The sequence below is a fragment of the Ruania rhizosphaerae genome (assembly GCF_009805705.1).
Lineage (GTDB): Bacteria > Actinomycetota > Actinomycetes > Actinomycetales > Beutenbergiaceae > Ruania > Ruania rhizosphaerae.
Window position 1 is genome coordinate 233,518 of the sequence record NZ_VSMB01000004.1, and the last position, 12,454, is coordinate 245,971.

At 68.1% G+C, this 12,454-nt stretch carries 13 protein-coding genes; 5 read left to right on the forward strand and 8 right to left on the reverse strand.

The window, feature by feature from the left end; translation table 11 throughout:
* Position 1: 1 nt before the first annotated feature.
* Entirely contained in the window at positions 2–586 is a 585-nt protein-coding gene (locus FV560_RS08435; protein ID WP_159621073.1) for a MarR family winged helix-turn-helix transcriptional regulator, read from the reverse strand.
* Between the two features lie 29 nt (positions 587–615).
* Between FV560_RS08435 and FV560_RS08440 the strand changes: the two genes are divergently transcribed.
* The 3 genes from FV560_RS08440 (at position 616) to FV560_RS08450 (ending at position 3,266) form a co-directional block, all read left to right on the forward strand.
* A complete protein-coding gene (locus tag FV560_RS08440) occupies positions 616–1,380 on the forward strand; it encodes an SDR family NAD(P)-dependent oxidoreductase (protein WP_159621074.1) in 765 nt (254 codons plus the stop codon).
* 141 nt (positions 1,381–1,521) lie between these two features.
* Positions 1,522–2,103, forward strand: a complete 582-nt coding sequence (locus FV560_RS08445; protein WP_159621075.1) for a TetR/AcrR family transcriptional regulator — start codon at positions 1,522–1,524, stop codon at positions 2,101–2,103.
* A complete protein-coding gene (locus FV560_RS08450; protein ID WP_159621076.1) occupies positions 2,100–3,266 on the forward strand; it encodes a GDSL-type esterase/lipase family protein in 1,167 nt (388 codons plus the stop codon). The genes FV560_RS08445 and FV560_RS08450 overlap by 4 nt, the downstream gene beginning before the upstream one ends.
* Before the next feature lie 23 nt (positions 3,267–3,289).
* Here FV560_RS08450 and FV560_RS08455 read toward each other — a convergent pair whose 3' ends face one another.
* Entirely contained in the window at positions 3,290–4,126 is an 837-nt protein-coding gene (locus FV560_RS08455; RefSeq protein WP_338049697.1) for a CPBP family intramembrane glutamic endopeptidase, read from the reverse strand.
* Positions 4,127–4,334: 208 nt separating this feature from the next.
* Here FV560_RS08455 and FV560_RS08460 point away from each other — a divergent pair, with 208 nt between their 5' ends.
* Entirely contained in the window at positions 4,335–5,054 is a 720-nt protein-coding gene (locus FV560_RS08460; protein ID WP_159621077.1) for a YceI family protein, read from the forward strand.
* Between the two features lie 60 nt (positions 5,055–5,114).
* Complete coding sequence (locus FV560_RS08465; protein ID WP_159621078.1) at positions 5,115–5,864, forward strand: maleylpyruvate isomerase family mycothiol-dependent enzyme; 750 nt, start codon at positions 5,115–5,117, stop codon at positions 5,862–5,864.
* 16 nt (positions 5,865–5,880) lie between these two features.
* Here FV560_RS08465 and FV560_RS08470 read toward each other — a convergent pair whose 3' ends face one another.
* The 6 genes from FV560_RS08470 to FV560_RS08495 form a co-directional block, all read right to left on the reverse strand.
* Entirely contained in the window at positions 5,881–6,858 is a 978-nt protein-coding gene (locus FV560_RS08470; RefSeq protein WP_159621079.1) for an LLM class flavin-dependent oxidoreductase, read from the reverse strand.
* Positions 6,859–7,083: 225 nt separating this feature from the next.
* Positions 7,084–8,430 (reverse strand): iron-containing alcohol dehydrogenase, encoded by a 1,347-nt coding sequence (locus tag FV560_RS08475; protein WP_159621080.1) that lies wholly within the window; start codon positions 8,428–8,430, stop codon positions 7,084–7,086.
* Positions 8,427–10,007: an FGGY-family carbohydrate kinase gene (locus tag FV560_RS08480; RefSeq protein ID WP_159621081.1), complete on the reverse strand. Its 1,581-nt coding sequence runs from the start codon at positions 10,005–10,007 to the stop codon at positions 8,427–8,429. Before FV560_RS08480 ends, FV560_RS08475 begins: the two co-directional genes overlap by 4 nt.
* A 34-nt stretch (positions 10,008–10,041) precedes the next feature.
* Complete coding sequence (locus FV560_RS08485; RefSeq protein ID WP_235020009.1) at positions 10,042–10,878, reverse strand: HAD-IIA family hydrolase; 837 nt, start codon at positions 10,876–10,878, stop codon at positions 10,042–10,044.
* A gap of 104 nt (positions 10,879–10,982) precedes the next feature.
* The gene (locus FV560_RS08490) at positions 10,983–11,441 is read right to left on the reverse strand and encodes a ribose-5-phosphate isomerase (RefSeq protein WP_159621083.1); all 459 of its coding nucleotides are present in this window, start codon (positions 11,439–11,441) and stop codon (positions 10,983–10,985) included.
* A 91-nt stretch (positions 11,442–11,532) separates the two neighbouring features.
* Positions 11,533–12,351 (reverse strand): DeoR/GlpR family DNA-binding transcription regulator, encoded by an 819-nt coding sequence (locus FV560_RS08495; RefSeq protein WP_200837582.1) that lies wholly within the window; start codon positions 12,349–12,351, stop codon positions 11,533–11,535.
* Positions 12,352–12,454: the final 103 nt, after the last annotated feature.

Here is a 12,454-nt window from a genome sequence, read left to right on the forward strand (position 1 = left end):
TCTAGCTGCCGCCACTTCGCCGATGCACGGGACCATCCGAGGGCAGTTCGGGAGACGTTTCCTGTTCTCCCGCTCTCTTCCCGAGCCCCGCCATCAGCGTCCGGAGCAGTCCGCCAAGCTGTGCCACTTCCTCGTCGTCGAGGCCCGCCACCAGTCCTGCCTCGTGCTCGAGCAACTCACCGACCACCTCATCGATGCGCGTTCTCCCCGCGTCGGTGAGCGCCACCTCGACCGCACGGCCGTCAGACCCGCCGCCGCGCCGACGCACCACCCACCCGTCCCGCTCAGCCCGCGACACCCACTGGGACACCGCACCGGGGCTGACCCCGGACCGTCGAGCAATCTCGGAGGGGGCAAGAGCATACGGCTCTCCCGCTCGGCGTAGCGTGGCGAGCAGACTGCGGGTGGACACCTCCATGCCCAGACGTTGCATGGTCCTGCGCCGATCGGCCTCCAGCAGATGCGCGATCCGCCAGATCCGTGTGATCACCCCGATCGACTCCACCGGAGCACCGGGGAGCTCCCGGCGCCACGCCTGCGCGATCTCATCGACGGCGTCGCGAACCGGCTCTTCATGTGCCATCATGGAACTACTTTAGCCCTAAAGGAGGAGAGATGCCAGAAGTCAGACGCACCGCCGTCGTCACCGGTGGCGGTACGGGCATCGGCCGCGCGATCGCTGCCGATCTCAGCGCAAGCGGCCATGACGTCACGATCATCGGGAGGCGCGCAGACGTCCTCGAACAGGCGGCCACCGATCTCGGCGTTCGTGCCGCCGTCGCCGATCTTGAAGACCCGGCAGCGGTGGCGCAGCTTGGCGCCTCCCTTCCCGAACAGATCGACGTGCTGGTCGCCAACGCCGGCGGAATTCCCTCGTCGCCGGACGAGTCCTCCATCAGCGAAGAGGTGGAGCGACTCAATCCCGCCGAGATGGCAGCACGAAAGACCGCCGCCGTCTGGATGGCAACCTTCGCCCGCAACGTGCTGACCGCCGTCGTGCCCGTGACATCTCTGACCGACCGCCTGGCCAAGGACGGGCGCCTCGTCGTGATCGGTTCGATCGCCGGCGCCCAGGGCAGCGGTTCCTACGGTGGCGCGAAAGCCGCGCTGGAGTCGTGGGTGGTGGGACTGGCTCGCCAGCTCGGTCCGCGAGGTGTCACCGCAAATGTCGTGGCTCCGGGCTTCGTTGCCGAGACCGAGTTCTTCGGCGACTCCATGACCGACGAACGACACGAGCGACTCGTCGCGGCCACGATGACCAAACGCCCGGGCCGCCCGGACGACATCGCTGCCGCCGTCGGGTTCCTCGCCTCACCCCGCGCCGGGCACATCACCGGCCAGGTGCTGCACGTGGACGGCGGTGCCACTCACCGCCAGTGATCATGGGCGAGCTCGGCCCTTGGCGCGATGGGGCGCCAGGAGCGGCAGCCGGGCCCAGTGCGAACAGGTGCGGCGTCACTGCGCTGATCGCCTTTGCCTACAAAGTTTAGGTTTTGGCCTAATGGGCGTAGGATCTCATTCATGCCCCGCGCGAATCTCAACGAACACACCGTCCTCGAAGCGGCTGCGGGTCTCGCGGACCGGGAGGGCTTTGCTGCCGTGACAGTCTCGGCCGTTGCCCGACTTCTCGGCGTGCAACCAGCCAGTCTCTACGAGCACGTGCGGGGGCGAGAGGCACTCCTGGATGGGATCCAGCGGCTCGCTCTCGGCGAACTCAGCTCGCGCATCAGTGCCGGCGTCGCAGGGTGCGCTGGGAGTGAGGCTCTCCGCGGGCTCGCTGACGCCCACCGCGCCTACTCCCGCGAGCGCCCCGGCGCGTGGGCCGCAATCGAACGCCGCGCATCAGCGCAGACCGCCCAATCGCCCGAGGCGGGACGAGTCGCATCCCTCACTCTCGCGGTCGTGAGGGGATATCCCGTCCCCTCCGATGCTCTCATCCACGCCGCGCGTCTCATCGGTGCGACGATCAACGGCTTCCTCACACTCAGTCGAGTCGACGCCTTCGGACACCGCTCAGAAGCTGAAGAGGAATCCTGGACGGTCACGATCGACGCCCTCGACCGCGCATTGCACACCTGGCCTGCGAAAGGAGTCCGCTCATGATCGCCACCCCGCTCACCAACGACCTTGTCCACGGAGTCGCCGAGCTTGAGCCGACACCGCGCGGCATCACGCCGCACCGACTGCCCACGTGGGTCCGTCAACAGTTTCCCGATCCTCAACTACTCGCGATGCAAGCCCAGCCCTCCGGGGCCCGCTTGATCTTCAGCACAACCGCTTCACGTATCGAACTCGCCACCCATCCGGTGCGGATCACCTATCGTGGCGCCGACCGCGCGCGCGGGCGTATCGATGTCTTCATCGACGGCGTCCTGCACACGCGGGACGAACTCACCGGGGGCGACCGCAACGAGATCGACTTGCAGACCGGAACCTCAAGCGCTCACCCGGGCCCGGCACATCGCACCGTGATAGCGGACCTGCACCCGGGCAACAAGCAGGTTGAGATGTGGCTGCCGCACAATGAAACCGTGGAGCTCATCGACCTCCTCACCGACGAGCCTGTCGTCCCCGAGCACAGTCTGCGCCCGGTCTGGGTACACCACGGCAGTTCCATCAGCCACGGGTCCAACGCCCTCGCCCCGACCGAGATCTGGCCAGTGGTCGCCGCGCGAACGGCAGGTGGTGTCGAACTGTGCAACCTGGGCCTGGGCGGCAGCGCCCTCGTCGACCCGTTTCTCGCTCGCGTCATCCGCGACACCCCTGCCGATGCGATCAGCATCAAGCTCGGCATCAACGTCGTGAACCTCGACTCGATGCGGCTACGGTCCTTCGTTCCGGCAATCCATGGCTTCTTGGACACCATCCGCGAGGGGCACCCCGATACGCCACTGGTTCTCGTATCGCCCATCTTCTGCGGCATCCACGAGAACACCCCCGGCCCTGGGGCGGTCGATCCTGCCACCCTCGGCACAGACCACGTCCAGTTCATCGCCACCGGGACACCCGGGGATACCGCACAAGGCCGGTTGACGCTGGAGGTGATCCGGGGCGCGCTCCGCTCAGTGGTGGAGCACCGATCCGAGGACTCGAATCTCCACTTCCTCGACGGCCTTGAACTCTACGGCCCGGCCGATGCTGACACCCTTCCGCTCCCCGATGGCCTCCATCCGGATGCTGAAGCACACGACCTCATCGGTCGACGCTTTGCGGAGCGGGTCTTCGCCCCTGGGGCCGCGTTCGGCGGCGTACCCGATCGTGAGTGAGTGCGCGCTCTCGCGGCACTCACTCACCCCACCAGGAAGAATCCCATCACCCCGGGATTGTGCGCATGCACGATGGCGAGGAACACCACCACGTCGAAGAGCAGGTGCACGATGAGCACGTAGGTCAGCGACCCGGTCTTGGTGAAGATCCACCCCTGCAGTAGCGCGAACGGGGCGGTCAGGAACGGGCCCCACTCCCGGTAGCCGAGCTCCCACAGGAACGAGACGAAGATCGTGGCCTGGAGCAGGTTCGCCAGCCACACCGGGAAGTGCCGGCGCAGCAGCGCGAAGCACGTGCAGATGAAGAACAGCTCATCCCACGTGCCCACGAAGTTCACGCCGACGAAGAACCGCGCCAGCTCGCTGCCGTCGGTGATGTGCGGCCAGTTCAGGTAGGCACCGGAGGTGATGAAGTAGAACGGCAGGATCAGCCAGCCCAGCACGGGCACGGCCACGATGTAGCCCTTCTCGATCGGCGCCCACTTCTGCCCGGTGCGCCACGGGAAGCGGATGGCGTGGCGCTTGTACACGAGGCGGTCGATGAGCGAGGGAGTCAGGACCGCCAGGATGAGCACGATGCCGATGGTGAAGAACCGGTCCCAGTGCACGTCCGCCTCGACCGAGGTGACCGAGACGATCGCGATGCCGATCCCGATCAGGCTGAGGTCCTTGCCCAGCTCGCGCGAGACCCACCACGCCGCGGCCAAACTGACCACGAGCAGGCCGTGCCCCCAGCCGGGGAGCATCAGACCGAACAGTAGGAAGGCTGAGAGCGCCACCCCGACGGCGGGGAGCACAGTACTCAGGGACGGTACCGAGTTCTTCACGTCCGTCTGGGCGGCGGGTGGCACGGCAGTCACGGGTCCAGCATGCCATCACCATCCATCGTGGCCGTGGCTTCGAATGCCCTATGCGGCAGTGCGTCGGCGAATGCACCGATGCGGTACGCGGCCGTGAGCGGTTCTCAGGAATCTCCCAGGAACTTCCCCACGAACCCTCAGCGGCGGGCGTAACACTGTCACGGCTTCACCCAGACCGGCTCGGCACCCTCTCACCAACGGAGCATCCATGAAGACACGTACGAAGGTCCTGACCGGCACCGTCGCTGGACTCGTGGCTCTCGGAGGGGCCGGTGCCTTGATCGGCCCGGGTGTGTACGCCGACTGGGTCAACGCCTCCGCTGCAGAGGAACCAACGCTCGACCGTTCAGCGGAGTCCACCGAAAGCGATCCGGCAGACTCCACCGAGTCCACGGACCCTCCGAGCACAACAGATCCCGGCTCGGCCCTGACCGGAGAGTGGTCGATCAGCGACGGTTCCTACGCCGGCTACCGAGTGGAGGAGGTGCTCAGCGGCGAGGACATCACCGTGACCGGCCGCACCGAGTCCGTCACCGGTGAGATCACCATCGACGACGACACCCTGACTGATGCGCGCCTCGAGGTGGACATGGCCTCCGTCGCCACCGACGAGTCCCAGCGCGACGCCTACTTCCGCAGCAGCGCACTGGAGACGGACACCTTTCCGACAGCAACATTCGAGCTCACCAGCCCGGTCCTGCTGACGGAGACAACCGAGGTCGAGCTGGTCGGTGATATGACCATCCACGGCGTCACCCAGGAGGTGACCGTCGATGCCGAGATCGCGGCCTCCGGGGCCGAGATCCAGGTGATCGGGATCGTCCCGATCACGTTCGCCGACTTCGACGTGACCGCTCCCGACCTCGGGTTCGTGACCGTCGAAGAGGAGGGGCAGGTGGAGTTCAGCCTGGTGCTCGAGCAGGCGTGAGTCCTCACCTACCCTTCCCCAAGCGCGAGCACCGGGGCGTTGATGCGACAGACTCGGGACATGGAATCTGCTCGCCTCCTCGCGACGCTGGCCGACGAAGGGGCCCTCCTGGCGGCAGCAGCCCAGCGCGCCGGTACCGACGCCGAGATTCCGACCTGCCCTGGCTGGAGGATGCGGGATCTGCTGCGGCACACCGGTGCTGTACACCGCTGGGCGGCCACGCTCGTCGCTGAACGGCACACGGCACGTCAACCCATGACCGGCGGACCCAAGCTCGACAGCACCGAGCTGATCTCCTGGTACCGCGACAGCCACCACCGCCTGGTCGAGACACTGGCCAGCGCCCCGCCGGACGTCCAGGTCTGGACCTTCCACCCGGCACCGGTAGCGTCGCCGCTGACGTTCTGGGTCCGACGCCAGGCGCACGAGACAGCCGTGCATCGCGTCGATGCCGAGGGCGCCGACGGTGAGGCGCCTGTCTCCGGCACGAGTGCCATCGATGCGGACTTCGCCGTGGACGGCATTGATGAGCTACTGCGCGGCTTCCACGCCCGGTCCACGAGCCGGGTACGCACCGAGACGCCCTCGGTCCTGAGGGTTCGCGCCACCGATGCCGACGCAGTGTGGACCGTCCGGCTCTCTCTCGGGCCACCGAGTACCACCGCTGGCGAGGTGGCCGACAGCGACTGCGAACTTGCCGGTCCTGCCGATCAGCTGTATCTCGCGCTGTGGAACCGGCGACCGGTCCCGCGCATCGTCGGCGATGAGTCCGTGGCGGCACTGTGGCTGGCGAGTTCCGCGATCGGCTGAAGCAACTGCTGGACCGTCAGTCCATCGCGTCGGCGACGATCTCCGCGGCTCGCACCCGCTCGGCCACCCCGTCGGCGTGCAGCGCGATCATGAGCTCATCGGCATCAGCATGGCCGGCGAAGGAGCGCAGGTACTCCCCCACGTCGTTCTTGGTCCCGACCGCGGTGTATTTCATCATCTCCAGCAACTGCCGGCCCTGGGCGGTGCCGAGCACCATGTCGGCTTCCTCGTCGGTGACCGTGCGCCCAGGGGGCAGCAGCAGACCCACGCGGCGGCGCTGCGCCGTCAGGAGCTGATCGGCGGCCTCGGCCGCACTGTCCGCCGCCACCACACCCACGGCCGCGATCACGTAGGGCTCCGCGAGCTGCTCCGACGGGGTGAACTCCGCCCGGTAGGTCGCCACCGCCTGCTTCAGCGCCGCCGGGGCGAAGTGGGAGGCGAAGGCATACGGAAGCCCGAGCTTCGCGGCCAGCTGGGCGCCGAACAGGGAGGAACCGAGGATGTACAACGGCACGTTCGTCCCGGCCCCGGGGTAGGCGTTCACGCCCTCGATCGTCGTCTTCCCACGCAGGTACCCGTCCAGCTCAGCCACATCGGCGGGGAACGTGTCAGCCGCACGCGCGTCCCGTCGCAGCGCGAGCAGCGTGTTCTGGTCGGTGCCTGGCGCCCGGCCCAGTCCGAGGTCGATCCGGTCCGGGTGCAGCGTGGCGAGGGTGCCGAACTGCTCGGCGATCACCAGCGGTGCGTGGTTCGGCAGCATCACGCCACCGGCTCCGAGTCGGATCGAGCGCGTGTGCGCTGCCACGTGCGCGATCAGCACGCTCGTGGCGGAGGAGGCGATCGCCGGGTTGTTGTGGTGCTCGGCGTACCAGACGCGCTCGTACCCGGCCTGCTCGGCCGCCCGAGCGAGGGCCACCGTGCCCTCCAGGCTCTCCCGGGTGGTCTGCTCCCGTCCGACGACGGCGAGATCCAGCAGGGAGAGAATCGGCGGCATGGGTGCCCCTTTCGTGACAGACGGGTGATGGGCTGATCGCCCGTGGGAGTAACCCCGCGCCGTCCGGCGTTCATTCCCGGAAATCGCACGTCGATATGGTCACTCGCCCCGCTCTGCCGACCGCCAGATCGACGTGCGATTCCAGGGGTGGGCCGGAGGGCGTCGCCACATCGACGTGCAATTTCAGGAGGGGGCGGGAGCGAACCGCCAGATCGACGTTGGATTTCACCAGGGGCGGGCGGCCCAAAAGCCGCCGTCGGTGAACAGCTCGTCCACGCACTCGGTCAGCAGGCCCGTCTCGAACAGCAGGTCAAGCAGCGTGTACCGGCTGCGGATGGCCTGCGCGCGGAAGTACGTCTCGCGGAACCGCGCCCGATCCACGCCGATCTGTGCCGGGTGCGTCACCGCACCGACCACGCCAAGGATCCGCTCGATCTCGGCGGCCGGGAGCAACTGCGCACGCACCCGCTCGGCGATCTGCGGCCATGTCTTCTTCACCAGCGCCAATCGCTCCCGCAACTGCTCGGGCTCGAGGTGCTTGGCCTTGCTCTGCGCCACCGTCGCCTCGACCAGGTCGTCGGGGAAGGTAGAGCGGATCTGCGCCTCCCGCTCAGGCCAGCTGGGCCACGCGGCCACGGCAGCCTCGACGTCCACAGCGCCCAGGTCACGCCGGAGCACCACCTCATACAGGGCGCACAGCGAGATCGTCCCGAGCCCCACCTTCATCCCGTGCGAGAGCGGCGGCTCATCGTGCATGCCGAGCTTCTCCATCTCCCACAGGTGGGAGAACTGGTGTCCCGCACCCGATGCGGGCCGGGAGGACTGGTAGGCCTGCATACTCAGGCCGGACATGATCAGCCCCTCGGTGAGCCCGGAGATCGCCGCCACGTCACCATCGCGCAACCCCTCCGGGTCGCTGAGCGAGGCCCGCAGCGGCCCCTGCACCAGATCCCACACCCCGTGGTCGATCGGCTCGATTCCCAGCTCGTCCGCGATGATCCAGTCGGCCCCAGCAGGCACCTTCTCGATCAGATCGCCTACTCCAGTGGCCGTCAGCCGGGCGGGAGCAGCGGCGAGGATGTGCTGGTCGGCCACCAGTCCGGCGGGTGCGGGGCAGAAGATGGTCTGCTTGAAGCCGTCCTTGGTGATGGACGAGCCGTACGCGGTGTACCCGTCCATCGACGCGGCTGTGGCCACGTTCATGTACTCGCGCTCGAGCTCCCCGGAGGCGAGCTTGGTGAGGTCGTTGAGGGTTCCGGAGGCGATGGAGACGGCGATCGCGTCCAGCGGGCGCAGGTGCTCGCGCAGCGTCTCCACGTTCTCGTAGCTGGCGTACAGCGTCGGCACCCCGGGGAAGATGAACGGCTCGGCCAACGGGATTCCGGCCGCCGTCAGCGACGCCGTCACCTGCTCGCCAGCCACGGCCCAGGTGTTCTCGTCGGCGACCACGATCGCGGTGCGCGTGCCGAACAGCTCGGTGTACACGGCACCGGTGCGCTTCAGCACGTCGGTACCCACCTCGATCGCTCGGGTGTCGGTCGCGTCGGCGAGCGCTTGGTCGATGAGGCTCATCGTTCTCCTTGATCAGCGAGCGCGTGGATCTCCTCGCGCAGCAGTGGATAGGTCCGGGTATAGGCGTCCACGAAGGGGCGGTAGGCCGCGTGCCGCTCAGGATCAGGCTCGAGCACGACGGCGGTACGCACCATGGCAGCGGCCGCTGCGCTCACGCTGGGGTACAGGCCCGCTCCGGTGGCGGCGAGCACTCCCGCGCCGAGCACGACGGCGTCGCCCACCTCGGTCAGCTCGATCGGGATCCCGGTCACGTCGGCGTGCATCTGGATCCACTCCCGGCTGCGGGTGGCCCCTCCGCAGGCCACGATCCGTTCGACCTGTGACCCCGCCTCCGCCATCGTGCGCAGGTTGTGGGCGGTGCCATAGCAGACGGCCTCCTGGATGGCCCGGTACACGTGCTCACGGGTGTGACTCAGGCTCAGCCCCCACAGGCTGCCGCGGGCCCGACCGTCGGTGTAGGGAGTGCGGTTGCCTTGGAAGTACTCGTTCATCACCAGCCCGTCCGCGCCAGGTGGCAGGTGGGCGGAGCGCTCGTTGAGGAGATCAAACGCACTACAGGCACCACCCGCACTCTCACCCGCGTTCTCGGCCGTCCGCGTCTCGGCCTCAGCGATCACGTCCCGCGCGAAGTTCTCGACGAACCACTTCAGCACCGAGCCGGTGGAGACCTGCCCGGCCTCGAGTGTGTACTGGCCGGGCACGACCGCGTCGGTGTAGGCACCGAAGAACCCGGCGCCGCTGATCGGGGAATCGGTCTGACCGGTGAGCACGTGCGAGGACCCGGTGATGAGCGCCATCCGCCCGGGGGTGAGCACGTTCAGTCCGATCTGCCCGGCCCAGGCGTCTCCGCAGCCCTGAGCGACCGGGGTACCGGCCCGCAACCCCAACTCGTCTGCAGCCCTGTTAGTGAGGCCACCGACCCTGGTACCAAGGTCCACGACCCGCTGCGGCACCTTGGCGAGCGCCTCACCCGCACCGACGTCGTCATAGAAATCGGTGGGCCAGCCACCAGCATCCCGGTTGTGAAACATCCGCAGGGCGGCGGTATTGATGTTCTGCGTCCACTCCCCGGTCAGGCGCTGGGTGAGCCAGTCGGCAGCATCCACCAGGTAGTCCGCGCGGGCGAACAGCGCCGGCTCGTTCTCCGCCAGCCAGGCCGCCTTGAAGGGGAACCACTCGGCGCTGGCCGGTGCTGCGCCGTCGCCGATATATCGCAGCGCAACCGATCGCGAACCGGTGGCACGGGCGGCCTGTTCCACGGCGCGTACGTCCATCCACAGGATGGCGTCGGCCAGATGGTCACCGGATGCGGCCATCGGCACCACGGTCATCGTGGTGGCGTCGTAGCCGATGCCGGCGATCTGCTCGGCGAGCACACCGGTGCGCTCGAGCACCTCGGCCGAGGCGGCGCACAGTGCCGACCACCACGCATCCGGGCTCTGGGTGGCCCAGCCGGGGTGTGGGTAGGTGGTGGCGTACCCGGAGCTGGCGACCCCGACGATCCGGCCCTCGGCATCGATGACGGCCACGCGGCAGCTCTCGGTGCCGAAGTCGATGCCCAGCAGGTAGTCCGTCATGGTCAGTTCATCCAGCCCGGGTCTGTCGGCCCGCTCAGTCGGTCCAGCCGAGCTCGGCGCGCAGGGGCGCCGGGATCAGGTGGTCGATGCGCTCAAGAATGAATGTGGGCTGGTTGGCCTCCGGCAGCGCCTCGGCGTCGGCCCGGGTGGAATCGCCGGTGAGCACGAGCGTGGAGGACATCTGCGTGTTGACGGCCATCTGGATGTCGGTGCCGAGCCGGTCGCCGATCATCATGGCCCGGCGGGGGTCGACGTCCACCCCGGCGAGCGCCGCGGTGAGCATGTCCGGGTCCGGCTTGCCGACGTTCTTGGCCAGCGTGACACCCGTGCACGCCTCGATCGCCGCGACGATGGCGGCAGCATCCGGCTCGCCGCGCCCGCCCGGGAAGGGGCAGTACTTGTCCGGGTTGGTGGTCACGAGAATCGCGCGCTGGTGGAACCAGATGGCGTCGAAGGCGATCTGCAGCTTGCGGTACTCGAAGGACCGGTCATAACTGGCGATCACGATGTCGATCTCGGCCGGGTCCTCGCTCATCGGGATCCCGGCCCCGGCCAGCGCCCGGACCAGCGGTTCCTCGGCGATCGGGTAGACCGTCCTACCCGGGTGGTTCTCCAGCAGCCAACGCACCATCACCACCACGGTGTTGGCGATCTCGTCCACCGGGGTGGGCAGACCGAGGCGCTCGAGCTTCTCGGCGTACTGGGCCGGGTCCTTGGTGGGGTTGTTGGACAGGAATCGCACCGGAATCTCGCGACGGCGGAGCTCACGTACGAGGCGTTCGGCGCCCGGGAGGAACTCCTCGCCGAGGTAGATGGTGCCGTCGAGGTCGAAGACGTAGGCGTCGTAGAGCTTCTCGGGCTCGACAGACACAGGAGGCATGCCAGGCTCGACCGATGTGCCGGGTTCAACCCGCGTGCCGGGTTCAACCGGTGCACCAGGCTCAACGGGTGCGCCAGGCTCGATTCCGGGCACGCTCAGCCCTCGGGCTCATAGGAGCAGATGGCGTCCACCTTCTGCTTCGAGGGCGACGTCGGGTCGAACGCGTGCTCCAGCCACTCCCCGGCGAGCTTGCGGGCCAGCTCGAGGCCGATCACGCGCTGGCCGAAGGTAAGGATCTGGGCGTTGTTGGACTTGATGAGGCGCTCGACGGAGAAGCTGTCGTGCGCGACGGAGGCGCGGATCCCGGGCACCTTGTTGGCGGCGATCGCCACGCCCATCCCGGTGCCACAGATCAGCAGTGCCCGGTCGGCGTCACCGGCCGCCACCTTCCGGGCGGCGTCGACGGCCACGTGCGGGTAGTCGACGTCCTCACCGGATCCGACGCCCACATCGACCACGGAGTCGACCCGCTCGTCCGCCTCGAAGTCGGCCTTGATGGCTTCCTTGTAGTCGTATCCGGCGCTGTCGGCACCGACGATGATCCGAAGTCCCATGATCTCCCTGCTTCCCGGCGCTCCTACGCGCCGTCGACTGACGCCAGATTATCAAGTTTGATGTAGAAAACTCCACCGTTTGTGAGAAAAACTACCCGATGTCTGGTGCGACCTCGACGTTGACACCGCCCTCCCGCAAGAGCTCCAGCACCTCACGGCTCGTGCCACGGTCCGTCACCACGGTGTCGAACGCAGTCAACGGGGCCACCTCGTGCAGGGCACGACGGCGGAACTTGGTGTGGTCGATCAGGGCCACACTGCGCGCGGAGGCGCGCATCATCGCCTTCTTCACCGCGGCGACCTCGGCGTACGGATGGTAGGTGACGCCGTCGGTGATCCCGGAGACCGAGACCAGGCACACGTCGGCAGCCAGGGAGGCCACGGTTCCGGCCGCGATCGGGCCGAGGAGCGCCTCGGCCCAGGCCTCGTACTCGCCACCGGTGAGCACGAGGCGCATCCCTGCACTCGCTCGCACCTCCTCGGCGACCAGGAGGGAGTTGGTGACGACGGTCAGCGGCGTGAACTCGCGCAACTCGCGGGCAGTGAGCACACCGGTGGTGGAGTCGTCGAGCATCACGGCACTCCCCCGCGGCACCATGGCGGCGGCGTGGCGGGCGATGGCGAGCTTGGCGGGCTCGTTCTGACCGAGCCGGAACCGGGCCGGGGCCTCCTGCAGGTTGGATCCAGCCGCCGTGACCACGCCGCGCTGGCGCACGATCATGCCGAGGGACTCCAGGTCGGCCAGGTCACGGTAGATCGTCACCGTGGAGACCCCGAAGGTGGCACCGAGTTCCTCGATGCTCACCGACCCGTCGCGCTGGACGAGATCGACGATCCGATTCCGGCGGCGGGCGGTCACCTCGGCGGGTGCGCGCCCCTTGCGTCCACCGCTGCGTTGCGCCTGCGCCACGAAGGCTCCTCTCTGCCACCGTTTCGCCCGAGCCTACTCACTGGCGCGTGCTGCCACCGAGTTGCCAGTTGTGGCCCGAGCGAGGGCGCCGGTACGGGCCACA

What these genes read in the sequence shown, in the direction of transcription:
- FV560_RS08435 (WP_159621073.1), bottom strand. Translation starts at nt 586, where the DNA reads ATGATGGCACATGAAGAGCCGGTTCGCGACGCCGTCGATGAGATCGCG.
- FV560_RS08440 (WP_159621074.1), top strand. Translation starts at nt 616, where the DNA reads ATGCCAGAAGTCAGACGCACCGCCGTCGTCACCGGTGGCGGTACGGGC.
- FV560_RS08445 (WP_159621075.1), top strand. Translation starts at nt 1,522, where the DNA reads ATGCCCCGCGCGAATCTCAACGAACACACCGTCCTCGAAGCGGCTGCG.
- FV560_RS08450 (WP_159621076.1), top strand. Translation starts at nt 2,100, where the DNA reads ATGATCGCCACCCCGCTCACCAACGACCTTGTCCACGGAGTCGCCGAG.
- FV560_RS08460 (WP_159621077.1), top strand. Translation starts at nt 4,335, where the DNA reads ATGAAGACACGTACGAAGGTCCTGACCGGCACCGTCGCTGGACTCGTG.
- FV560_RS08465 (WP_159621078.1), top strand. Translation starts at nt 5,115, where the DNA reads ATGGAATCTGCTCGCCTCCTCGCGACGCTGGCCGACGAAGGGGCCCTC.
- FV560_RS08470 (WP_159621079.1), bottom strand. Translation starts at nt 6,858, where the DNA reads ATGCCGCCGATTCTCTCCCTGCTGGATCTCGCCGTCGTCGGACGGGAG.
- FV560_RS08475 (WP_159621080.1), bottom strand. Translation starts at nt 8,430, where the DNA reads ATGAGCCTCATCGACCAAGCGCTCGCCGACGCGACCGACACCCGAGCG.
- FV560_RS08480 (WP_159621081.1), bottom strand. Translation starts at nt 10,007, where the DNA reads ATGACGGACTACCTGCTGGGCATCGACTTCGGCACCGAGAGCTGCCGC.
- FV560_RS08490 (WP_159621083.1), bottom strand. Translation starts at nt 11,441, where the DNA reads ATGGGACTTCGGATCATCGTCGGTGCCGACAGCGCCGGATACGACTAC.